This window comes from Streptomyces marinisediminis, assembly GCF_026262575.1.
Taxonomy (GTDB): Bacteria; Actinomycetota; Actinomycetes; order Streptomycetales; family Streptomycetaceae; genus Streptomyces; species Streptomyces marinisediminis.
This window is the reverse complement of the sequence record NZ_JAPKFL010000010.1, coordinates 115,949-139,622: the sequence shown is the minus strand read 5'-3', so window position 1 is coordinate 139,622 and position 23,674 is coordinate 115,949. Positions and strand designations below refer to the sequence as shown.

The window sequence follows — 23,674 nt, the reverse complement described above, 5'->3', positions numbered from 1 at the left end:
GGCGCGGGGCGGTGTGCGCGGCGCGCTTCGGTCGGACTCCGTGCCGGGGCGGGGGCCGGGTGGGGTGGCCGGGTGGGGTGGTGCTCGGTGCCGGCTCAGGGGTGGGTGGTGAGGTAGCCGCCCATGGAGGTGAAGTACTCGGTGGCGGGCAGCTCGCGGCCGTCGTCGGTCCGGACGCGGGTGATGGCGAGGCCCTTGTTGCGGCCGGTGCGGGCGTCGGCCCCGGCGACGATCACCACACCGTCGCCCTCGCGGTAGAAGACGCGGCCGGGCGTGCCGCCGTAGCGGCCGCGGGAGACGGTGGCGGTGAGGATCTCCAGGCGCCTGCCCCGGTGGAAGGTGAACGCGGCGGGGTAGGGCGCGGACTGGGCGCGGACCAGGCGGTCGAGGTCTTCGGCGGGCCAGTTCCAGTCGACGCGGATGTCCTCCTCGGCGCGCTTGTGGAAGAAGGTGGCCTGGGAGCGGTCCTGCGGGGTGAACTCGGTCTGTCCGGAGGCGATGAGGTCGAGCGCGCCGATCGTCACCGGGGCGATGAGGTCGACGGTCTTGTGGAACAGGTCGGTGGCCGTGTCCGTCGGTCCGACGGTGACCGCGCGCTGGAGCACGATGTCGCCGGCGTCCAGCTCCTCGTCCATCATGTGGGCGGTGACGCCCACTTCGCGCTCCCCGTTGACCAGCGCCCAGATCAGGGGGGAGAAGCCGGCGTACTTGGGGAGCAGCGAGTCGTGCACGTTCAGCGTGCCGTGGCGGGGGAGGGTGTAGATCCGCGGGGGTATCCACGTGCGCCAGTTGTTGGCCACGATGAGGTCCGGGTCGGCGTCCTTGAGGCGCGCGAACAGCTCGTCGTTGTCGGGCCGGTTGCGGATGACGACGGGGACGCCGTGCCGCTCGGCCAGCTCGGCGACCGAGTCGCTCCAGATCTTCTCGTAGGCGTGCTCGCTCTTCGGGTGGGTCACGACCGTCACCACGTCGTGTCCGGAGTCCAGGAGCGCTTGCAGGGTGCGGTGGCCCCAGGTCTGGTAGCCGAACATGACGACCCGCATGGAGGTTCCTCCTCGGAAGAGCGAATGACCGGGTTAGTAAAGCAAGCCTTACCTAACTTGGCAACGAGGGCGAGTGGCCCGCGCGCCGCTCCGGAGCTGCGGCTCCCGGGTCGCCCGGGCCGTCGACAGCGCCACGTTAATTAGGTTAGCTTTACCTAAGTTGCGCTCGGTGGTCCGTCGTCAGCGGCGTGCCGTGGTGCCCTGTTCCCGCGCCTGACAGGCGGCCGTCCCGCACGAGGGGAGTGACATGTCTCCGGTTCTTCCTGGCGACGCACCCGTGGTCCACGACCTCATAGGCATCGGCTTCGGGCCGTCCAACGTGGCCATGGCCATAGCGCTCAGCGAGCACAACGCGCGCGTCGGTCGGCGGGAGGCGGTCACCGCTCACTTCTTCGAGCGGCAGCAGGGCTTCGGCTGGCATCGCAACATGCTGATCGACGACGCCACCATGCAGGTGTCCTTCCTGAAGGACCTCGTGACGCTGCGGAACCCGGCCAGCGAGTTCAGCTTCCTGTGCTACCTGCAGAGCAGGGGGCGGCTGGTCGACTTCCTCAACCAGAAGAACCTGTTCCCCCTGCGGGTGGAGTTCCACGACTACCTCGAGTGGGCCGCCGCCAGGGTGGACGACATGGTCTCCTACGGCCACGAGGTCGTCGCCGTCGAGCCCGTGACCGTCGACGGCGTGGTGGAGTACCTGGACGTGACGGCTCGTTCGGGGCCGGAGGCGGTGGTGCACCGGGCGCGCAACGTCGTCATCGGCACGGGCCTGCGGCCCCGCATGCCGGAGGGCGTCGACAGGACGGACCGGATCTGGCACACCTCCGACCTGCTGGGCAGGGTGGAGGCGCTGCGCGGCCGGCCGTCCCGCTTCCTCGTCGTCGGCGCGGGCCAGAGCGCCGCCGAGAACGTCGCCTACCTCCACCGCCGCTTCCCCGACGCCGAGGTCTGCGCCGTCTTCTCCCGCTACGGCTACAGCCCCGCCGACGACAGCAGCTTCGCCAACCGCATCTTCGACCCCGCCGCGGTCGGTGACTACTTCTCCGCTCCCGACGCCGTCAAGCGCAGGCTGATGGACTACCACGGCAACACCAACTACTCCGTGGTCGACGTCGACCTCATCGACGCCCTGTACCGCGAGGCGTACCGGGAGAAGGTCCTGGGCACCGAGCGGCTCCGCTTCCTCAACGTCTCCCGGCTGACCGGGGTGGAGGAGGGCCGAGACGGGGTGCGCGCCACCGTCACGTCCCTGGTCACCGGCGAGGAGACACCGCTGGACGCCGACGCCGTCGTCTTCGCCACCGGCTACCGCCCCGCCGACCCGCTCGCCCTCCTCGGCCGGGTGGCGGACCACTGCCACCGCGACGACCAGGGCCGCGTCCGCGTCGAGCGCGACTACCGCGTCGCGACCGGCCCCGGGTTCCGCGGCGGGATCTACGTCCAGGGCGGGACGGAGCACACCCACGGCATCACCTCGTCCCTGCTGTCCAACACCGCCGTCCGCGTCGGCGAGATCCTGGAGTCCCTCCTCGCCCGGGGCCGGGGAGCGGCCCGCGCGGCGGGGCCCGTCCCCGACGAGGTCGGTTCGGCCCGCTAGGCCGCCGCGCCCCGCGCATCCCGTCCGACCACCCAGTCCCGACCACCCCGCCCGCGCCGCCGGGGCGCGACGACCCGCCGACGCACGCGGGGAGCGCCGCGCGCGGTGGCCGCCGAGCCGGCCCGCCGCGCCCGGCACCGCTCACCGCACCGCCCGCAAGGAGTGACCACGCATGGCCATCAATCCGTTCGACGACCCGCAGGGGCGCTTCCTCGTCCTGGTCAACGACGAGCACCAGCACTCGATGTGGCCCTCCTTCGCCGAGGTGCCGGACGGGTGGCGCCCCGTCTTCGGCGAGGACACCCGTGAGGCGTGCCTGGCCTACGTCGAGGCGCACTGGACCGACCTGCGGCCCGTGAGCCTGACCGGAGGGCGCGGCTGACCCCGCGCCGCCGACGCCCCCGCCGCGCCCACCGTGCGGCGTCCCAGGGGGCGGCGCGGCCCGGGACGCCGCCGCTCGGACGCCGCCGCTCGGACGCCGCCGCTCGGACGCCGCCGCTCGGACGCCGCCGCTCGGACGCCGCGCCGGGTGCCCCGCCACCGTGCCGGGCGCCGACGGCGTCAGGGCCGTGGGCCGCGCCGTGCCTCGTCCCGGTCCGCCGTCACGGTGGTGCCGGGCCCGGCGCCGTCGGGGGCGAGGACCCCCCTCAGCACCGAGTGCGGCACCCGTCCGTCCAGCACGTGTGCCGTGCGCACGCCCGCGCGGACGGCCCGCAGGCAGCCCTCCATCTTCGGGAGCATGCCGCTCGACAGCTCCGGCAGCAGCGTCGCCAGCTCACCGGCGGTCAGGCGGGTGATGATCTCGGTGCTGTGCGGCCAGTTCGCGTACAGCCCCGCGACGTCGGTGAGCACCACCAGCTTCTCGGCTCCCAGGGCGGCGGCCAGCGCCGCGGCGGCGAGATCGGCGTTGACGTTGTAGACCTGCCCGTCCGTTCCGCGCGCGAGGGGGGAGACCACCGGGACGCGGCCCTGCTCCAGCAGGGAGCGCACGGCGTCCGGGCGCACCGCGACGACGTCGCCGACCAGCCCGAGGTCCACCGGCTCACCGTCCACCCGGGCCCGCCTCCGTACGGCGGTCATGGTGTGGGCGTCCTCGCCCGTCATCCCCACCGCCCACGGGCCGTGGCGGTTGACGCGGCCGACCAGTTCGCGCTGTATCCGGCCCGCCAGCACCATCCGCACCACGTCGAGCACCTCCGGCGTGGTCACGCGCAGGCCCGCCGCGAAGCGGACCTCCAGGCCGAGCCGGTCGAGCAGGGCGCTGATCTGCGGCCCGCCACCGTGCACGACGACCGGGCGAAGGCCCGCGCGCGCCAGCTCCACCACGTCCTCGGCGAACGTCCGCTGCACGTCGTCGTCGGCCAGGGCGTTGCCGCCGAGCTTGATCACGACGGTCCGGCCCCGCAGCCGCCCCGGCCCGGGGAGCCCGTCGACGACCGGACGCGCGGCGGGGGCGGAGTGCGGCGCTCCCGGTGCGCCGGGCGGCCTCATGAGCGGCACGCGCCGTTCTCGTGCGCGGACGTGTTCCCGCGGCCGGAGCCGTGCCCGTGCCCGGAGCCTGGCCCGTGCCCGTGCCCGGCGGTGCGCTCGTGGACCGAGGCCACCGCCGGGGCGGCGCCGGGCCACCGTCCGGTGGTCCGCCCGCTCCGCGGCGGCGGCGCGGTGCGTGCCGCCGTCCCGCCCCCGCCCCCGTCCCCCGCGGTGGGCGAGGACGGCGGCGAGGGCGGCGCGGTGCCGGGCGGCGGCTCCGGCCGCCGCCGGGGCAGCGGGCGGGCCCCGGTCGGCTCGGCCGGTGCGGGCCGGGGGCGCATCACGGCCTCCCGGCGGGGGTGCGGGGCAGCCTCGTGGCCCCGGCGGCGGCGACCAGGCAGAATCCGAGCACCCACCAGAAGGTGTCGGCGAAGGCCCAGGAGACCTCCGCCCCCCGGGCGGCCAGCCGGCCCTGGAGGACGACGGCGAGCACCGCGGTGCCGACCGAACCCCCGACGGTGTTGAGCAGGCTGAGCGCTCCGGACGCGCGGGGGAGGTGCTCGGGCTCGATGCGGCTGTAGACGATGTTCATCACGGGAGCGCCGATCATGGCCATCCCGACGCCGCGGACCGCGAGCGCCGAGGCGATCACGGCGTCCGGCGGCGCGTGGCCGAGCTGGGTGAACGGGACCGTGCCCACGAGGATCAGCGCGATGCCGCCGACCACCAGGGTCCGGGGCGCGACCCGGTCGATGGTGCGGTTGACCAGCACCGAACCGGCCGCCGCGCCCAGCCCCTGGGGGGCGAGCAGCAGTCCGGCCTGCCAGGCCGACAGCCCGCGGCCGGTCTGGAGGTACAGCGGCAGCAGGAACATCGTGCCGAAGACCGACGCGCCCAGGACGAGCAGCGCGAGGGCGGCGGCGCCGAAGGGCGGCCTGGCGAACAGCCGGGGGTCGATGAGCGGTGTGCGGCGGGTCCGCAGCCCGTGCGCGGTGAAGCCGGCCAGCATCGCGATCCCCGCCGAGACGCCGATCGCGGCCGGGAGGGCGCGGCCGTGGGCCACCTCGGTCAGCCCGAGGACCAGCACGGCGAGGCCCGGCGAGAGCAGCGCGGCGCCCCGCAGGTCGAACGCGGTGCGCCGCGTCGACGGCGGCACCGCGGGCACGTGGCGGTGGGCGAGCAGGATCGCCAGCACCCCGACCGGCAGGTTGACCAGGAACAGCCACGGCCAGGGCGCCACGCCGAGGATGGCGCCGCCGGCCAGCGGACCGAGCACCGGCGACAGCAGCGGCACGACCGCGACGACGCTGAGCACCCGCCCGGTGCGCCCGGGCCCCGCCACGCGGGCGAGCAGCGCCTGCCCGGTCGGGGGCAGCAGCCCGCCGCCGAGCCCCTGGACCACCCGGAACGCGATCAGGCTCGGCAGCGACCAGGCCAGCGCGCACAGCGCCGAGCCGAGCACGAACACGCCCACGGCGACGAGCCACGTCCGGCGGCCGCCGAACCGGTCCGCGAGCCAGCCGGACGCGGGCACGGCGGTGACGACGGCCAGCAGGTAGGCGGTGGTGACCCACTGGACCCCGGTGACGTCGGCGCCGAACCCGTCGGCCAGGGTCTCGATGCCGACGCTGACGATCGTGGCGTCCACCGTGGCCATGAAGGTGCCCAGCACCAGGATGAACGCGACGCGCAGCAGCCGGCCGTCGACCCGCTCGGCCGGGGGCGCGGCCTTCCCGCTCACCGGCGCTCCAGGAGGTCGAGCACGTCGTCGTCGAGGTGGTCGCCCAGGGTGCGGAGCAGGTCGAGCAGCTCCTCGGCGAGCCCGTCGGCGTCCACCCCGGCCCGGTGGGCGAGCACGCCGGTCCACCCGTCGCCGTCCGGCATGACGGTCAGGGTCACCGGGTGGTGGGTGGCCTCGCGGAACCGGGTGCCGACGACGGTGAGCCCGGGCGCGGGTTCGCGGAGGCGGTCGGGGTCGACCGGGTAGTTCTCGAACACCACGAGGCTGTCGAACAGTCGCCGCCGCCCGGTCAGCCGCTCCAGGTCGGTCAGGGCGACGTGGTGGTGCTCGACCAGCGCCCGCTGCCGGGCCTGGAGCTCGGCGAGCGTGGCGGCGAGCGTGCCGCTGAGCCGGGCCCGGACGGGCACGGTGTTGGCGAGCAGCCCGATGATCTCCTCGACGCCCGCCAGCTCCGGGGGCCGGCAGGCGACCATGGCGCCGAAGCAGACGTCCGTGCGCCCCGAGCGCCGCGCGAGCAGCACCGCCCACGCCCCCTGCACCAGCGTGTTGCGGGTCAGGCCGCGCTGGGCGGCGAGCCGGGTGAGGTCGGCCACCAGCGCCGCGTCGAAGGTGAGGAGGCGCGGCTCCTGCCAGGCGGGGCCGGGCTCGCCGCCGCCCAGGTGGTCGCCGGGGGGCAGGCCGTCCAGCTCGGCGGCCCAGGCGGCGAGGTCGGGCTCGTGGTCGGCGCGCCAGCGCAGGTAGTCGGAGAACGGCACCGGGGCGGGCAGCTCGGGTGCCGCGCCGCGGACGCGCGCGGTGTACAGGGCGAACAGCTCGGTGAGCAGACGCGGGGCTGACCAGCCGTCGGAGAGCACGTGATGGCTGGTCAGCACCAGGTCGGCGCGTTCGGGACCGCGGCGGAGCACGGTCAGCCGCAGGAGCGGGCCGCCGGCGAGGTCGAACGGCTCGGCCAGGTCGGCCGCCAGCACCTCCTCGGCCGGCCCGTCGGACACCCGGCAGTCCGGGCGGGGCGAGACGGGGATCACCGCCAGGTCGGCGGGGAACACGGCGCCCAGGTTCGGGTGGCGGGCCAGCAGGTCGGCGCCCGCGGCGTGCAGGGCCGCCACGTCGAGCGGACCGGCCAGGGAGAACACTGACTGCACGGTGTACGGGTCGGGCCGCTCGGTGCGCGAGTGCCGCAGCATCACCTCCTGCAGCGGGGTGAGCGGCTGCACCTCGGCGACCGGGCGGCCGCCCTCCAGCGCCCTGGCCTCCGGCGCGGCGGCGGTGCGCAGGAGCGCGGTGCGCAGGTGCTCGGCCAGCTCCTCGACCTCGGCGGGGGCGAACAGCGCGCTCGGCCACGTGATGCGCACCCCGAGCGCGTCGTCGCGGACCAGGGCGCTGATCATCAGGCTGTGCGGCAGGGGCAGCGCGTCCGCGCCGCCCGAGCCGAGCGGGTCGGCGTCCGGGGGCGCCTGCCACGGCGTCTCCTGCGCCGGGGCGCCGGGGAAGTGGCCGAGGTAGTTCCAGGCGACCTCCGGCGCCACGGGCTCCAGCAGTCCGGCCGTGGTGAGGACGCCGTAGCCCAGGCCGTCGCCCTGGGCGCGCAGCCGCTCCGCGACCGCCCGCACGTCGTCGTCCGCGGCGAGCCGGACGGGGTGGACGGCGGTGAACCAGCCGACGGTCTGGGAGAGGTCGACCTGCGGCGGGCGGCCGTGGCTCTCCAGCGCGACCAGCAGCTCCGGCGTCCCGCGCCACGCCCGGACGGCCTTCGCCAGCGCGGTGAGCAGCACGGCGTCCGGGGTGGTGCGGTGGGCGGTGGGCAGGGTCGTGACCAGGGCGCGGGTCGCGTCGGCGGCGAGGTGGAACTCGTGGTGCGCGGCGGTGGCCACGGTGTCCCGGGCCGGGTCGAGCGGAGGGGCGAGGGCCGGGGTGGCGGTCACGCTTCGCCAGTGCGGCAGTTCGGCCCGCCGGTCGGCGGCGCGCAGGGCGCGAGCCCAGCCGAGGAACGACTGGCCGTGCCGGGCCAGCGACCCGCCGCGGTGGGCGTGCTCCACGTCGTCCAGCAGGACGCGCCAGGAGACGGCGTCGACGACCAGGTGGTGCGCGATCAGGACGAGCCTGCCCGGCCGCGCCGGGCCCGCGTCCACCCACACCGCGCGCAGCAGCGGACCGGTGCGCGGGTCCATGGTCGCGCGCACCTGGGCGGTGTGGGCGTCGACCAGGGGCCGCGGGTCGCCGGTCGCCCGCACGCGGGTCAGCACGTCGGCCCCGGTGACGGCGCCGACCGGCGGCACGCGCAGGGCGTCGTCGGCCAGGTGGGCCCGCAAGGCGTCGTGGCGGGCGAGGACCGCGTCGAGCACGGCCCGCCAGGCCGCCTCGTCGCCGCCCGGGGGGACGCAGACCTCCACCCACTGGCAGAACCCGTCCGCGGCGGCGCCGGCGCGGCGCAGCAGGTCGCGCATGACCGGGGTGAGCGGCGCGTCCCCGACGGCGGGGGCCTCGCCCCGGTCGAAGGGGCGGGCCCGCGCGGCGATCCCGGCGACCGTCTCGCCCTCGAAGACGTCCCGCGCGGTCAGGCCGAGCCCGTGGCGCCGGGCGCGCGAGACGACCTGGAGCGACACGATGCTGTCCCCGCCGATGGCGAAGAAGTCGTCGTCGGGGCCGACCGCTTCGGTGCCCAGGACGCCGCGGAACACCTCCAGGAGCACCGCTTCGGCCGGGGTGGCGGGCTCGCGCCGCGCGGCGGCCGCGGTCTCGGGGGCGGGCAGGGCGGCGGGGTCGAGCTTGCCGCTGGGGCTCAGCGGCAGCCGGTCGATCGGCACGAGCGCGGCCGGGACCATGTGGTCGGGCAGCTCGGCGGCCAGGTGGTCGCGCAGCCGCGCGGTGTCGGGGGCGGCGCCGTCGACCGGGACGACGTGTCCGACGAGCCTGCCCTCCCGCACGGTCACCGCGCAGGCGCGCACGTCGGGGTGGCGGTTCAGGGCGGACTCGATCTCGCCCAGCTCGACCCGGAAGCCGCGGATCTTGACCTGGTGGTCGGCGCGGCCGAGGAACACGAGCCGCCCGTCCGGCCGCCACCGCACCAGGTCCCCCGTGCGGTACATGCGCCGGCCCGGGGGCCCGAAGGGGTCGGCCACGAACGCCGCCGCGGTCAGGCCGGGGCGGCCGACGTAGCCGCGGGCCAGGCTCGGTCCGCCGAGGTACAGCTCGCCCGTCACGCCGACGCCGACCGGCTGGAGTCCGGCGTCCAGCACGTAGGCGCGGACGTTGGGGTCGGGGCGGCCGATCGGCAGCGGGCCGGGGTCGTCCGGCTCGTACCGCCAGGTCACGGCGTTGATGGTGACCTCGGTGGGTCCGTAGGCGTTGAACAGCGCCCGGCGTCCTTCACCCCAGCGCCGCGCCAGCTCCGGGTCGAGGCGCTCGGCGCCCACGACGAAGAACACCTCGGGGTCCACCGTGCGGTCGTCGGGCATCGCGGCCAGGAACGACGGCAGCAGGTTCACCCCGGTCACCCGGTGCTCGGCGATGTAGTCGAGCAGCTCGTCGCCGGGGACGCGCACCTCCTCGGGCGCGATCACGGACGTGCCGCCGGAGAGCAGCGGCACCATCGTCTGCCAGAACGCGACGTCGAAGCCGGTCGACGCGAAGTGCAGGTACCGGTCGTGCTCGGTGACACCGACGACCTCCTCCTGGAGGGCGATCAGGTCGGGCACGCCCCGGTGGGTCACGCCGACGCCCTTGGGCCGCCCTGTGGTGCCGGAGGTGTAGATGACGTAGGCGAGGGCGTCCGGTGTGAGACCGGCGCGGGCCTCGGCCGGGTCGGTGTCGGGCACGGAGGCGAGCGTGGCCGGGTCGTCCAGCCGCAGCACTGGGACCTCGCGTGCGCCGGGCAGCTCGGCGCCGGTCGTCACGGCGGCGGCCGGGGCGATGTCGTCGAGCATGTAGGCCAGCCGCTCGCGCGGGTAGCCCGCGTCCATCGGCACGTACACCGCGCCCGCCTTGGCGACGGCGAACAGCGCCACCGTCATCTCGACGTCGCGGCCGAGCAGCACGGCGACCGGGTTCTGGGGCCGGACCCCGCGCCGGATCAGCGCGTGGGCGAGCCGGTTGGCCCGCCGGTCCAGGTCGGCGTAGCTCAGGCTGCGGTCGCGGCAGACCAGCGCCTCGGCGTCGGGCTTGCGGCGCACCCAGGCGGCGAACTCCTCCAGCCAGTGCCCGCGGGTCCGGGCGGGGACGGCCCCGGCGCCGGTGCGCAGCATCCGCTCCCGCTCCCCGGCGTCGAGCACCGGCAGCCTGAGCACGGGCCGCGCGGGGTCGGCGACGAGCTCCCGCAGGAGGTGGTGCAGCCAGCGGCCGTAGTCGCGCACGGCCGCCTCGGTGAAGGCGCCCGGCTGGTAGCCGAGGCCGATCGTGATCGCGTCGTCGGGGAGCACGATCACGGTGAGCGGGTAGTGGGTGGCGTCGGTGATGTCCACCCCGGCGAGGTCGAGCCCGGGGGCGAGCGGGGTGCGCCCGCGGGTGGACAGCGGGAAGTTCTCCACTACCAGCATCGTGTCGAACAGCTCGCCGACGCCCACGGCGCGCTGGATCTCGGGGAGGCCGACGTGGTGGTGCTCGCTCAGCGCGACGCTCTCGGCGTGCACGCGGGCCAGCACGTCCCGCGCGGTCTGGTCCTGGGTGTGCCGGACGCGGACGGGGACCGTGGTGCCGAGCTGGCCGATCATCGACTCGACGCCGTCGACCTCGGCGGGCCGCCCGGACACCGGGCAGCCGAACACGACGTCACGGCGCCCGGTGAGCCGGCCCAGCAGCAGACCCCAGGCCGTCTGGAGCACCGCGGACAGGGTGACCCCCTGCTCGCGGGCGAACGCGCGCAGCCGGTCGCTGAACTCCCGGCCCAGCTCCACGGTGACGCGGCCGGGGCGCTCGACGCCGGTCCGCGCGCCCGCCGGGGCCAGCAGCGTCGCGTCGTCGACGCCGGCCAGCGCCTCCCGCCACCTGGCCAGCGACGCCGCGCGGTCCCGGCCCGCGAGCCACCGGAAGTACTCCGACAGCGGCGGGGCGAGCGGTGCGGCGGGGCCGCCGCCCAGCTCGGCGTAGAGGGCGAGCAGCGTGCGGCCGACCAGCGGCATCGACCAGCCGTCGAGCAGGGCGTGGTGGTTGGTGATCACCAGTTTGTGCTCGGCCGGGCCGATGCGGGAGAGCAGGAAGCGGATCAGCGGCGGCCTGGCCGGGTCGAACGGGCGCTCCAGCTCGGCGCGGGCGGCCTCGGCGAACCGGTCGTCCCGCCGCCACTCCAGGCGGACGTCGGCGGGCACCACCTGCACCACGTCGTCCCCGGCCGGGGTCAGGTACACGCGGAGCGCGGGGTGCCGGCGCAGGAGTTCCCGCGCCGCCTCGGCCAGCCGCCGCGGGTCCAGCTCGCCGACCAGCGTCGTCACGGCCTGGACGACGTAGACGTCGGTGTCCCGGTCGTCGCGGAGCAGGGTGTGGAAGGCCAGGCCCACCTGGAGCGGGGTGGCGGGCAGGACGTCGGCGACGGGGCCGGTCCGTTCGAGGGCGTCGATGGCGGCCTGGTCGAGTCCGACCAGTGCGAGGTCGGAGGGGGTGAGCCCGCCGACGGCGCCCGCCGCGTGGTCGGCCAGCGTCTCCAGCGCCGCCGCCCAGGCCGTCTGGAGGGCCGCCACGGCGTCCGGTCCGAGCACCCCGGTCGCCGCGGTCCACTCGACGGCCAGCCGGGGCCCTCCCTTCCCGGGCTCCCCGTGCTCCTCGGGCTTCCCGTGCTCCTCCCGCCCCTCGGGCTCCTCGTGGACGAAGCAGTTGAGGGCCAGCACCTGCTCCAGCGCCTTGGCCCGGGGCTCGATCACCGAGAAGGCGTCGCGCTCCGGCAGGCGCCACCCGGTGCCGGGCGGCGCGGTGAACCGGCCCAGGTAGTTCAGCAGCACGTCCGGTGGCGGGATGGCGGCCAGCTCGGCGCCGGCCCGCGGGTCCAGGTGGCGCAGGACGCCGTACCCCACGCCGCCGTCGGGCACCGCGCGCTTGGCCTCCTTGGCCGCGCGCAGCACCTCCCGCACGTCGCCGCCCGCCGGGACGCGCACCGGGTACTCGCTGGTGAACCAGCCGACCGTGCGCGACAGGTCGAGGTGCTCGCGGCCGTGGCCCTCCAGCGTGACGGTCACCGCGTCCCCGCCGGTTCCCCGGCTCCGCAGCGCGAGCACGAGCGCGGCCAGCAGCACCTCGTCGACCCCGGCGCGGTACGCCGCGGGCAGGGTGGTCAGCAGCGCCTCGGTGACCTCGGGGGTGGCCACGGTGACCGACCGGTGCGCGGTGGCCACCGTGTCCCGCGCCTGGTCCAGCGGCCGGGCGCCCAGGCGGGCGGCGGAGCCGAGCGCGGCCCGCCAGTGGTCGAGTTCGCCCCGGCGCGCGCCGCTCTCGCCCTGCTCGGCGAGCAGCCGCGCGTGGCGCCGCCACGACGCCCCGGCCGGCTCCAGGACGCCGCCCGTGCAGGCGGTGTGCAGGTCGGGCAGGAGGACGCGCCAGGACACGCCGTCCACGGCGAGGTGGTGCACCACGAGGACCAGCCGGTCCGGCGTCCCGTCGCCGGTGCGCACCAGGGCCGCCCGCACCAGGTCGCCCGAGCGCGGGTCGAGCTCCCCGGCCAGCCGCCGGGCCAGCGCGGCCACGTCCCGCGCCCGGCTCAGCCGGGTGACGGCGCGCACCGCGCCCCTGGGCAGCACGGTGAGGCCGTCGTCGGCCACCCGGAGCCGCAGCGCGTCGTGCCGGTCGAGCACGGCCCGCAGGCCCGAGGCGAGGTCGGCGGGGGAGAGCGCGCCGACCCGCAGGGCGGTCCACTGGGCGTACCCGGCGACGGTGGCCACGTCCGGGTGCGGGTCGAGCAGGCCGCGCACGATGGGCGGCGCGGGCACCGACCCGGTGGGGTCGTCCTCCGGCTCGGGGGCGTCCCCGAGCCACTCGGCGGAGGCGGCCAGGGCGGCGAAGCTGCGGCGGGCCAGCAGGTCCCGTGGCCGCAGTCCGACGCCCATCGCCCGCAGCCTGCCGCTGACGGTGATCGCGGTGATGCTGTCCCCGCCCAGGGCGAAGAAGTCGTCGTCCACGCCGACCCGCTCCACCTCGAACACGTCGGCGAGGGCCGCGCACAGCAGCCGCTCCCGCTCCGTGCCCGCCTCCCGGCCGCCCGCGGACACCGCGGGGGCGGGCAGCGCGGCGCGGTCGAGCTTGCCGTTGGGCGTGAGCGGCAGCGCGTCCAGCACGACCACCGCCGCGGGCACCAGGTGCTCGGGCAGCCGCGCGGCCAGGTGGGCGCGCACCGCCTCCCCGGTCACGGACGCGGCCACCACGTAGCCGACCAGCCGGGACGAGCGCAGTACGGCCGCCGCCGCGCGCACCCCGGGCACCGCGCCGAGCGCCGCCTCGACCTCGCCGGTCTCCACCCGGTGACCGCGGATCTTGACCTGCCCGTCCCCGCGGCCCAGGTACTGCAGGCCCCGCCCCGGCACCCACCTGGCGAGGTCGCCCGTGCGGTACATCCGCTCGCCCGGCGCGCCGAACGGGTCGGCGACGAACCGCTCGGCGGTCGCCCCGGGCCGGCCCAGGTAGCCGCGGGCCAGGTGGGGTCCGGCCAGGTACAGTTCGCCCGCCGTGCCGTGCGGCACCGGTTGCAGCGCGGCGTCCAGGAGGCGGACCCGGGTGCCCGCGAGCGGGTGGCCGATCGTCGGCTCCTCGCCGCCGATCCGGGCGGTGGTGCTGTCCACCGCCGCCTCGGTGGGCCCGTACATGTTGCGGGCGGTGACCCCCGACGCGGCGACGCGCCGCCACAGCGCGGGCGGTGTGGCCTCGCCGCCGAGCACCAGCAGCGTCGGCCGCAGGTCCAGCAGGCCGCCGTCCACCAGCGGTCCGGCCATCGACGGGGTGGTGTCGACGACGTCGATGCCGTCCCGGGCGTACGCGGCGAGCAGGGCGTCGGCGTCGCGGACCGTCTCGGCGTCGTAGACGTGCAGTTCGTGCCCGCACAGCAGCCACACCAGGTGGTCGAGTGCGGAGTCGAAGGCGAACGAGTAGGTGTGGGCGGCGCGCAGCCGCCGGCCCGCGGCCCGCTCGGCCTCGGCGACGACCGTCGACCGCTGGTGGTGCAGCAGCGCGGCGAGGCCGCCGGCCCGGCCGAGCACGCCCTTGGGGCGCCCGGTCGACCCGGAGGTGTGGATGACGTAGGCGAGGTGCTCGGGGTGGCGCGGCGCGGCCAGCTCGTCGGCCCGCAGCGGCGCGCCGGACCGCCCGGCCGCCTCGTCGACCAGGGTGTCCCAGGCCAGGCCGTCGACGGCGCCGGAGGTCAGCACCAGCGCGGGGCGGGCGTCGTCGAGCAGCTCGCGCAGCCGCTCGGCGGGGTGCGCGGTGTCCAGGGGCAGGAACGCGGCGCCCGCGTCCAGCACCGCCAGCAGGGCGGTGACCAGCTCGGCCGAGCGCGGCAGCGCCAGCGCCACCACGTCGTCCGGGCCGACGCCGCGGGCCCGCAGCGCCCGGGCGAGCCGGTGCACCCGGGCCGCCAGCTCGTCCGTGGACAGCCGGTCGGCGCCGCACACCAGGGCGGTGCGCCCGGGGTGGGCGGCGACCATGGCGTCGAACGCGGTGGGCACGTCCACCGGGGTGCCGGGCAGGGCGGGCGGCGCCCAGCCGGCCGGCAGCCGGTCCGCGTCGCCGGTCAGCGGGACGCGCCCCACGGCCAGGCCGTCCGTCAGCCCGGCCAGCAGGGCCCGCAGCCCCGTCAGCTTGCCGTCGACCGCGGCCTGGTCGTCGGTGCGGGCGTCCACCTCGAAGCCGAGCAGCAGCCCGCCGTCGCGGGTCGGCAGGACGCTCAGCCCCATGTCCTCCGGCGGGCCGCCCGCGACGTTGCGCAGCACCCCGGTGGCCCCGGCGAAGTCGATCGCCAGGTCGAACGCCTTGAGGTTGATCCCGCGGCCGTGCAGCAGCGCGCCCGCCCCGGGCACGCCGAGGTCCCGCGGCAGGTCCTCGCCCCGGTAGCGCTGGTGGTCGCGCATCTCCCGCATGGCGGCCGCGACCCGCGCGCTCAGCTCCCCGAGCCCGTCCTCGCCGCGTACGGTCACCCGCAGCGGCAGCACGTTGACCGCCATGGCGGGGGTGCGCAGTGCGGTCGCGCCCACCCGGCACATCAGCGGCAGCGCGAAGACCACGTCGGTGTGCCCCAGCACGCGGTGCAGGAACGCGGCGTAGCAGGCGATCAGCGCCTCGCCCCAGGTGACGCCGTGCGCGTCGGCGAAGGCGCGCAGCCGGGCCGTCTCCTCGGGCGTGACGACGGCACGGGCCGTCACGGTGCGCTCCGGCGGGCCCGTGGTCGTCTCCGCGTCGCCCAGGTCGGGCAGCGGGGTGAACCGGTCGACCCAGTACGCGCGGTCCTCGGCGAACCGGTCGCTGTCCCGGTAGGCCCGGTCGGCGGCGACGAGGTCGGCGAGCGTGCCGAACGTCGGCCTCGGCGGCTCGGTGCCGCGGACCAGCGCGGTGTAGCGGGCGGCGGTCCGGCGGGCGAGCAGCGCGGCCGTGTAGCCGTCGAAGACCAGGTGGTGGCCGAGCTGGGTGTACCAGACCTCGCGGTCGGACAGCCGGATGACGGTCCGCGCGTACAGGGGCCGGTCGGTCATCCCCCGGCACGCCTCGGCCGCCCGCGCCCGCTCCGCGTCGACGAGCGCGTCGGCCGCCGCCCTGGGGTCGGCCGCGCCGCTGACGTCGACCACCCGCGGCGGCGCGACGGGCTCGCCGCCGACCGCCTGGCGCGGGCCCGACGCGGTGTCGTACACCCGCAGCCGCAGGGTCTCGGCCTCCTCGGTGGTCGCCCGGACGGCCTCGGCCAGCGCCTCGGCGTCGACCGGGTCGCCGCCGGATATCTCCACCACGTCGCCGACCAGGTAGTACGGCGAGTCCGGTTCGAGGCGCTGCGCGTTCCAGATGCCCGACTGGGCGCTGGTGAGGGGAAGCAGTCCGTCCGTGGCACCACTCGCGCTGCTCAACTCATTCTCCTTGCAGTGTGGGGACGACCATCGGCGTGCCGGTCACCGGGTCCGGGACGATGACGCTCGGGAGGTCGAAGACCTCCGTGACCAGGGCCGCGTCGACGACGTCCGCGGGCACGCCCTCGGCCACCACCCGGCCGCCCTTCATGGCGACCAGGTGGTCGGCGAACCGGCACGCCTGGTTGATGTCGTGCAGGACGGCGATCACCGTGTGGCCCGCGTCGCGCAGCCGGGCCAGCAGGCCGAGTAGCTGGTACTGGTGGGTGATGTCCAGGAAGGACGTGGGTTCGTCGAGCAGCAGGTAGGGCGTCTGCTGGGCGAGCACCATGGCCATCCACACCCGCTGCCGCTGGCCGCCGGACAGCTCCTGGACCGGCCGGTCGGCCAGGTCGGCGACGCCGGCGGCGGCCAGCGCCGCGGCGACGGCCGCCTCGTCGCGGGGCGACCACATCGCCACCAGGGACTGGTGCGGGAACCGTCCCCGGCGCACCAACTGCCGGACCCGGATGTCGTCGGGGGCCAGCGGGTCCTGCGGCAGAAAGCCGAGCTCCCGGGCCAGCGCCTTGGTCGGGTAGCCGGCGACCTCGCGGCCGTCCAGTTCCACCCGCCCCGCCCCGGGGCGCAGCAGCCGGACGAACGCGCGCAGCAGGGTGGACTTCCCGCAGGCGTTGGGCCCCACGATGGCGGTGAACGCGCGGTCGGGGACGTCGAGGCTGAGCCGGGTGGAGACCACCCGGTCGCCGTAGCGCAGGGTGATGTCCCGCGCGGCCAGGCGTGCGGTCACGCGCGCCCCACCTCCTTGGTGAGCAGCCAGATCAGGTAGCAGCCGCCGATCGCGGTGCTCACCACGCCGACCGGCAGCGCGGCGGGCGCCAGCAGCATCTGGGCGAGCAGGTCGGCGCCTTGGAGCAGCACGGCCCCGGTGAGCGCGGCGGGGAGCAGCGGCACGCCGGCCGCTCCGGCGAGCCGGCGCCCGATCTGCGGGGCGGCCAGGGCGATGAAGGCGATGGGCCCGGCCACCGCGGTCACCGTGGCCGTGCAGCCGACGCCGATGAGCACCATCAGCAGCCGCAGCCGGCCCAGCCCGACCCCGGTGGTCACGGCGATCGCGTCGCCGAAGGAGGTCTGGTGCATGGCGTGCGCCCGGGCGGCCGTCAGGACCAGCAGCACGGCGATCACCGAGAACGGAAGCCGCACGTCCGCCCAGCCCACGCCGTTGAGCGAGCCCGCGCTCCAGCCGACGGCGGCGATGGCCACCTCCAGCTCGGCGCGCAGCACGATCCACGAGTTGACCGCCGTCACCATCGCGTTGACCGCGATGCCGATCACCACGAGCCGCAGCCCGGAGAAGCCGCGGTCGAGCGAGAGCAGGTAGATCGCGGCGGAGACGAGCAGCCCGCCCAGGACGGAGCCGGTCGCCAGTTGCGCGGAGGTGCCGGACAGCACGGTGATGGCGAACAGGGCGCCGGTGTAGGCGCCCGCGTCGAGGCCGATCACGTCCGGGCTGCCCATCGGGTTCCGGGTGAGGTTCTGGAAGATCGCCCCGGCCACGCCCAGGGCGGCGCCGAAGACGACCCCGGCCAGCACCCGGGGCAGCCGCCAGTCGGAGATCACCACGGAGCGCTCCGCCCCGGTCAGCACGGCGACCACCTCGCCGGGGCTGGACCAGGACGCGCCGAAGCACAGCCCCAGCAGGCCCAGGCCCGAAGCCAGGCCGACCAGCGCCGTGGCGAGCAGGACCGTCCGGCGTTCGGCCCGCAGCCGAAGGACGTTCACAGCGCCCCCGCCCCGTACCGGCGGACGGCCCAGATCAGCATGGGGCCGCCGAGGAACGCGGTCACGATGGCCACCGGCACCTCGCCGGTGGGCAGCAGCACCCGCGATCCCACGTCGGCGACCAGCAGCAGGATCGGGCCCAGCACCATCGTGTAGAGCAGCAGCCACGGCACCGAGCCGCCGGCGGGCCGGCGCGCCAGGTGCGGCACGATCAGGCCGACGAACAGGATCGGCCCGGCCACCGCCGTCGCCGCCCCGCTGAGCACGGTGATCAGCACCAGGGCGGCGGCCCGCACCCGGTGCACGCCCGCGCCCAGCGTGTGCGCCACGCTCTCGCCCAGCGTCAGGGCGTTGAGCGCCCTGCTCAGCAGCAGGGCGCCGAGCAGGGCGAGCCCGATCGCCGTCAGCGGCAGGGCCAGCGGCGCCTGTTCCCGGGCCGCCAGCGACCCGACCGACCAGAACCGGTAGGCGTCGAAGACGTCCGGCAGGACCAGCCGCAGGCCCAGCCCGACGCCGCTGAGCACGGCGGTCAGGGCCACGCCGGTGAGGACCAGGCGCAGCGGCGAGCGGCGGCCGACCGCCGCGACGAGCAGGGCCGCGGCCACCGAACCGAGGACCGAGAAGAGCAGCTCGCCCGCCTGCCCGGCGGCCAGGCCGAGCGCCGAGCCGAGGGTGATGGCGAACCCGGCCCCCGCGGTGACCCCGAGGATGCCGGGCTCGGCCAGCGGGTTGCGGGCCAGCGTCTGGATCAGCGCGCCCGCCACCGCCAGCGCGGCGCCCACCGCGACGGCCAGCAGCGCCCGGGGCGCCCGGACGTCCCGCACGATGACGTGGTCGTCGGTGCCCTGGTGGTCCAGCAGCGCCCGCACCACCTCGGCGGGCGGGACGGCGCGGGCGCCGACGCCGACGCTGAGCACGGCGACCACCGCGAGCAGCGCCACCGCGCCGACGAGCAGGGCGGACCGCGGGACGGTCCGCCCGCCGCCCGTCGTCGCCCCGGGTGCGGGGCCGGCGGCCGTCACCGGCCGAGCAGCGGCGCGAACGACTCGTCGATCGCGTCCAGGGTCTGCACGGCCTGCCCGTAGGTCGCGGCCTCGGTGTAGCGGACGGGGAAGACCTTCCCGGCCTGCACGGCGGGCAGGTTCCGCCACAGCGGGGAGTCCATGACGTACCGCACCGGCTCCGGGACGCTGCCGTCGGCCGCGACCGAGTAGGTGATGGCGTCGGCCTCACCGAGCGAGGCCGGCAGCTCCTCGATGGACGGGTACTCGCTGACCGCGCGCGAGCCGGGGCCTGGCTCCTTGACCTCGCCGTAGTACGTCGCGCCGAGGTCCTCGGCGACGTTGGTGCCCCACGAGCCGCTGAACTCCCGCTGGAAGGTGCCCTTGGCGACCTCGCCGTACGCGCCGACGTGGCCGAGCTTCAGTCCGGGCAGCACCTCCGCGTACTTCTCGGCCAGCCCGGCGGCCTTCTCCTCGTACGCGGCCTGCTGGGCGTCGAACCGCTTGAGCGCGCCCGCGGCGTCGGCCTGCTTGCGGGACAGCTCGCGCCACGCGGAGGGCACCGTCGGCCCGATCGCCACGACCGGGGCGATGGACTCCAGCCGTTCGACGTCGATGTCGCCGAGCACCGGGGCGGGCACGCCGATGACGATCAGGTCGGGCTCGGCCTCGGCGACGGCCTCGTAGTTCGTCTCGGCCGCCTGCTCGCCCGCCACCTTGGGGAGTTCCTTGTAGGTGGCCAGGTCCTCCTTGCTCATCATCGGCTCGCCGCGCTGCCACGACGAGATCCCGACCAGCGGCGCGTCGGCCTCGATCAGCGCGGGCACGGCGTAGCCGGTGGCCACCACGCGCTGCGGGTCGGCCGGGATGGTGACGTCGCCGTTGTCCGCGGCGAACACCCGGGTCTCGTCCGACCCGGCGGCGTCGGCGCCCGCTTCGGACGACGCGCCGCACCCGGTCAGCGCCAGGGCCAGGGCCAGGGTTCCGACCAGGCCCGAGGATCTACGTATCGACATGCGAGAACTCCCTTTCGAGTCAACGGACTCGACCTTGCTTGGTTAGGCAAGGCTTACCTTATTAGATGATCGGGTGGCGCGTGGCGCCGGGGGAACGGCACCGGGCCGCCCCGCCGCTCCCCGGGCCCGTCCGGCCGTCAGTGGCCGTCGTCGAAGTCGGCGACGCCGCGCTTCCAGTAACCGGTGATGTCGTGGTCGGCCTTCTCCAGCCGCAGCACGTCGCGGACCCACCGGCGCAGCGGCTTGACCTGCCCCGCCTCGCCCGCGGCCCACACGAACACCCGCTCGCCCGCGGGCACGCGCACCGCGGTCACCGCCCGCGCCAGCGCGTCACCGGTGCCCGCCGGGCGCTCGCCGCGGTGCAGCCAGCACACCTCGAAGCCCCCGGGCGCGGCCAGCGCGATCTCCTCCGTGGCGTCGGCGACCTCGACGAAGGCCCAGCCCCGCGCGCTCCCGGGCAGCTCCTCCAGCCACCGCGCGATCGCGGGCAGCGCCGTGATGTCGCCCGCGAGGAGGTACCGGTCGTAGGCGTGCGGGACGATCAGCCCGCCGGGCGGCCCGGCGACGTGCACGACGGCGCCCGGCCGGACCGCGCGCGCCCAGTCCCACGCCAGGCCGCCGTCGTGCCGGGCGACGTCGATGTCGATCTCGCCCGCCACCGGGTCGTGGCGCCGCACCGTGTACTCCCGCGTGGTGGGCGACGGCCGCGGCCAGCGCAGCATCGCCCCGTGCGGCTCGGGCAGGCGCAACGAGCCGTCCGGTTCCGGGAAGACCAGCTTCACGTGCTCGTCCGGCGCGTGCGCCTCGAACCCGGCGGCGCCCGCCCCGCCCAGGGTCACCCGCAGCAGGCCCGCGCCGACCTCGCGGGTGCGCACCACCTCGGTCTCCCGGATGCCGATCGGGTAGCCCACCTTCTCGGGCGTGCGCCCGGCCCGGACCTCCGCGATCCGCTCCAGGTGCCGGTGCCGGTGGTCGACCCGGGTCATGCGTCCTCCCCGGCCACGAGTGCCGTCCAGTGCGCCAGCACCGGCCGCTCGGCCAGGTCGGGGAACTCCAGCGTCGCCGCTCCGGCGGCCCGCCAGCGCTCGACCAGCGTCATCATCCGCACCGAGTCCAGGCCGCGGTCGACCAGGTCCTCCTCGGGCGTGATCTCGGCGGGCTCGACGCCCAGCAGCTCCGCGACGTCGGCACGGACTCGTTCGGGCGACAGGGACTGGCTCATCGGGGGGCTCCTGCGGGGGTCGTGGGCGGCTCGGCGGCCGCGGTCAACGGGTACGGCCGGCTCGCGGACCGGGTCGGGGGCGGGGGCACGCGCGTCACTCCTTCCGCGCGAGCGCGGCCAGGGCCGCCCTCAGCTCGCGCTTGCTGGTCTTGCCGACGCCGGTCGTCGGGAACCGCTCGACGACCCGGACCAGGTCCGGCACCTTGAACGCGGCCACCCCGCGCTCCCGCACGAAGGCGCGCAGCTCCGCACCGGAGGGGGACGCCTGCGCGGTGGGCACGACGTAGGCGCAGGTCCGCTCGCCCAGGTAGGGGTCGGGCACCGCCACGACGGCGGCGTCGAGCACGCCCGGGTGGGCCATCAGGTGGTTCTCGACCTCCTCGGCCGCGACCTTCTCCCCGCCCCGGTTGATCTGCTCCTTGGCCCGCCCGACCACTTCGAGCCGGCCCGAGGGCGTGCGGCGCACCAGGTCGCCGGTCCGGTAGAAGCCGTCCGGGGTGAACGCGGCGGCGTTGTGCTCCGGGGCCCGGTAGTAGCCGCGGATCGTGTACGGGCCGCGGGTCAGCAGGGCGCCCGGCTGCCCCGGTGCCACGTCGGCGCCGGTCTCCACGTCCACGACGCGGACCTCGTCGTCGGGGGAGAGGGGGCGGCCCTGCGTGCCGAGCACCACCTCCTCGGGGTCGTCCAGCCGGGTGTAGCAGACCAGGCCCTCCGCCATCCCGAACACCTGCTGGAGCCGGCAGCCCAGCGCGGGACCGATCCGCTCGGCCAGCTCGCGGCCGCACTTGGCCCCGCCGACCAGCAGGACCTCCAGGGAGGACAGGTCGCGGTCGGTGCGGGCCGCCGCCTGCACCCACGCGGCGGCCAGCGGCGGCACCACCCCGGTGATGGTGACCCGCTCCTCCTCGATCAGCCGGAACGCGGTGTCCGCGTCCGGCCGCGGCGCCATGACCGTCGTCGCCCCCGCGTGCAGGGCGCCGAGCACCCCCGGCGAGCTCAACGGGTAGTTGTGCGCCACGGGGAGCGTGGCCAGGTACACGCTCTCCGGGCGCAGCGCGCAGATCCGGGCGCTCTCGCGGACGCTGTAGAGGTAGTCGTCGTGGGTGCGCGGGATCAGCTTCGGCAGCCCGGTGCTCCCCCCGGAGAGCTGGAGGAACGCCACGCCCTCCGGATCGGGGTCGGGCAGCTCGCGCGGCGCCGTCGCGGCCAGGTCGGCGAACTCCGCCGAGTCGAGCGTCAGCACCCGCCGCACGGAGCCCACCTCGGAGGCGACGGCGCGGGCGGTCGCGGCGTGGTCGTGCCGCTCGTGGGTGCCGACGGTGACGATGGCGGCTGCTTCGCTGTGCGCGGCGAAGTGCCGCAGCTCGCTGTGCCGGTGCGCGGGCAGCGCGAACACCGGCAGCACGCCCGCGCGCCACATCCCGAACACCACCGGCAGGAACTCCGGGACGTTGGGCAGTTGCAGCACCGCCCGGTCGCCGGGCGCGAGCCCGGCGTCGAGCAGCCCGGCGGCGATCCGGTGGGCGCGCTCGTCGAGTTCGGCGAAGCTCCACCGGCGGTCCCCGCCCACCACGGCGGTGCGGTCGGCGTACGCGCTCGCCAGCGCCGTCAGCGTCGTCCCGAAGGTCCGGCCGCGCCAGTGGCCCGCCGCCCGGTAGCGCGCGGCGACCTCCGGCGGCCACGGCACGTGGTCCGCGCTCACGCCGCCCCCTGCCCGTCGAGGCCGCGCGGCGGGCCGAACGCCGCCGCGCCAACGGCTCGTTCGGCCGCCGGAGCGCGGCCCGCGGCGCTCCCCGCGACGGTGCGCGGGCGCACCGTCCGTCCGCGCTGGCCGGGGCCACGGAGCGGCACCGCCCCCGTGCCGTCGGGGCGCCGCGCGCCCCGGAGCGAGGAGGAGCGGAACGGGCGGGGCGGGGCGGGGGCCGGCAGGTCGGTCGCCTGGCACCCGGGGCCGGGGCGCACCGGAGCGGAGGGGGACACGTCAGCGTTTCCTTTCCGGCGCGGGGGTCGCGCCGCCGTCGTCGAACGGGTTCTGCGGGGCGGTGGGGTGGCGGGCGCGGAGGGTGCCCGGGGCGGCGTGGTGGGCGGGGCTCCCGGTGGGACGCCCCGCGGGGAACCGCTCGGGGTGCCCGCGAGGGCCCCGGGCGCGGTCGTCCTCCCCGGCCACGGCCGACGCCGCATCCGGTGGCGGTCGCACCGGGTGGGACCACCGCCGGCCGAGCCGCCGCTGCCGCCGTGACCCGCGGACCGGGGCGGGGGTGACGGGGCGGCCACGTCGCTGCCACCGGCGTACGCGGCCCTGCCCGGACGTGGCGCGCCCGCGGCGGTGGACGCGTGCGTCACCGGCGGTCCGTGCCCACCGCGGCGTGCGACACGTCGGCACCGGTCCTCCGGCCGCGCCGGCGACCGGCGTCACCGAGTCCGGTGACCCCGTGGACCGGGCCGGGATGCGCTCCCTCCTCCCGCTTGGCAAGGTAAGCCTAACCTAACCAGGTGGGAGGTTGCGTGGCAAGGGCGGGTGGTTTCCCGTGGCCTCGCACGGGCCGACTCCGCGCCGGGTGACGCCGCGTCACGTGACGGGAGGGCTCGGGGATCGGCCGGGAGCGAGGCGCGTGGCGGCCGGCGCGGTGGCCGACGGCTCCGGGGCGGCGGCTCCGGGTCGGCGGCGCGCCAGGTGGCTTAGGGGCCGCGTGGCGGGCGCGCGGCGGCGCTTCCGCGCGGGCCGCCGTCAGACCCCCGGGCACCGTCGCGGAGGTCTCCGCCGGGCGTCGGGGCGGGTCGTGTGGTCG

The 23,674-nt window shown here is 76.6% G+C and carries 13 protein-coding genes; 2 read left to right on the top strand and 11 right to left on the bottom strand.

Annotation, left to right across the window (positions count from 1 at the left end; genetic code table 11):
* Positions 1-95: 95 nt before the first annotated feature.
* Positions 96-1,043, bottom strand: a complete 948-nt coding sequence (locus tag OSB71_RS10660; protein ID WP_265946875.1) for a methionyl-tRNA formyltransferase — start codon at positions 1,041-1,043, stop codon at positions 96-98.
* A gap of 247 nt (positions 1,044-1,290) precedes the next feature.
* Between OSB71_RS10660 and OSB71_RS10655 the strand changes: the two genes are divergently transcribed.
* Both OSB71_RS10655 and OSB71_RS10650 read left to right on the top strand, forming a co-directional pair.
* Positions 1,291-2,637: a lysine N(6)-hydroxylase/L-ornithine N(5)-oxygenase family protein gene (locus OSB71_RS10655; protein ID WP_265946873.1), complete on the top strand. Its 1,347-nt coding sequence runs from the start codon at positions 1,291-1,293 to the stop codon at positions 2,635-2,637.
* Between the two features lie 172 nt (positions 2,638-2,809).
* Entirely contained in the window at positions 2,810-3,019 is a 210-nt protein-coding gene (locus OSB71_RS10650) for an MbtH family protein (RefSeq protein ID WP_265946871.1), read from the top strand.
* 179 nt (positions 3,020-3,198) lie between these two features.
* On the opposite strand, the gene argB is transcribed toward OSB71_RS10650, so the two are convergent.
* The 10 genes from argB to OSB71_RS10600 form a co-directional block, all read right to left on the bottom strand.
* Entirely contained in the window at positions 3,199-4,128 is a 930-nt protein-coding gene (gene argB, locus OSB71_RS10645) for an acetylglutamate kinase (protein WP_265946952.1), read from the bottom strand.
* Between the two features lie 319 nt (positions 4,129-4,447).
* Positions 4,448-5,848 carry an MDR family MFS transporter gene (locus tag OSB71_RS10640; RefSeq protein ID WP_265946869.1) on the bottom strand — a complete coding sequence of 467 codons (1,401 nt, stop codon included), beginning with the start codon at positions 5,846-5,848 and terminating at the stop codon, positions 4,448-4,450.
* Complete coding sequence (locus OSB71_RS10635; protein ID WP_265946868.1) at positions 5,845-15,867, bottom strand: non-ribosomal peptide synthetase; 10,023 nt, start codon at positions 15,865-15,867, stop codon at positions 5,845-5,847. The genes OSB71_RS10640 and OSB71_RS10635 overlap by 4 nt, the downstream gene beginning before the upstream one ends.
* Before the next feature lies 1 nt (position 15,868).
* On the bottom strand, positions 15,869-16,654 hold the full coding sequence (locus tag OSB71_RS10630; RefSeq protein ID WP_265946866.1) for an ABC transporter ATP-binding protein: 786 nt from the start codon (positions 16,652-16,654) through the stop codon (positions 15,869-15,871).
* The gene (locus tag OSB71_RS10625) at positions 16,651-17,646 is read right to left on the bottom strand and encodes a FecCD family ABC transporter permease (RefSeq protein WP_265946864.1); all 996 of its coding nucleotides are present in this window, start codon (positions 17,644-17,646) and stop codon (positions 16,651-16,653) included. Before OSB71_RS10625 ends, OSB71_RS10630 begins: the two co-directional genes overlap by 4 nt.
* Positions 17,643-18,668, bottom strand: a complete 1,026-nt coding sequence (locus OSB71_RS10620; protein WP_265946862.1) for a FecCD family ABC transporter permease — start codon at positions 18,666-18,668, stop codon at positions 17,643-17,645. Before OSB71_RS10620 ends, OSB71_RS10625 begins: the two co-directional genes overlap by 4 nt.
* Positions 18,665-19,663, bottom strand: coding sequence for an ABC transporter substrate-binding protein (locus OSB71_RS10615; RefSeq protein ID WP_265946860.1), 999 nt, complete (start codon positions 19,661-19,663; stop codon positions 18,665-18,667). The genes OSB71_RS10620 and OSB71_RS10615 overlap by 4 nt, the downstream gene beginning before the upstream one ends.
* 137 nt (positions 19,664-19,800) lie before the next feature.
* Positions 19,801-20,649: a siderophore-interacting protein gene (locus OSB71_RS10610; protein WP_265946858.1), complete on the bottom strand. Its 849-nt coding sequence runs from the start codon at positions 20,647-20,649 to the stop codon at positions 19,801-19,803.
* Positions 20,646-20,885: a phosphopantetheine-binding protein gene (locus OSB71_RS10605; protein ID WP_265946856.1), complete on the bottom strand. Its 240-nt coding sequence runs from the start codon at positions 20,883-20,885 to the stop codon at positions 20,646-20,648. Before OSB71_RS10605 ends, OSB71_RS10610 begins: the two co-directional genes overlap by 4 nt.
* 94 nt (positions 20,886-20,979) lie before the next feature.
* Positions 20,980-22,587: a (2,3-dihydroxybenzoyl)adenylate synthase gene (locus OSB71_RS10600; protein ID WP_265946855.1), complete on the bottom strand. Its 1,608-nt coding sequence runs from the start codon at positions 22,585-22,587 to the stop codon at positions 20,980-20,982.
* Positions 22,588-23,674: the final 1,087 nt, after the last annotated feature.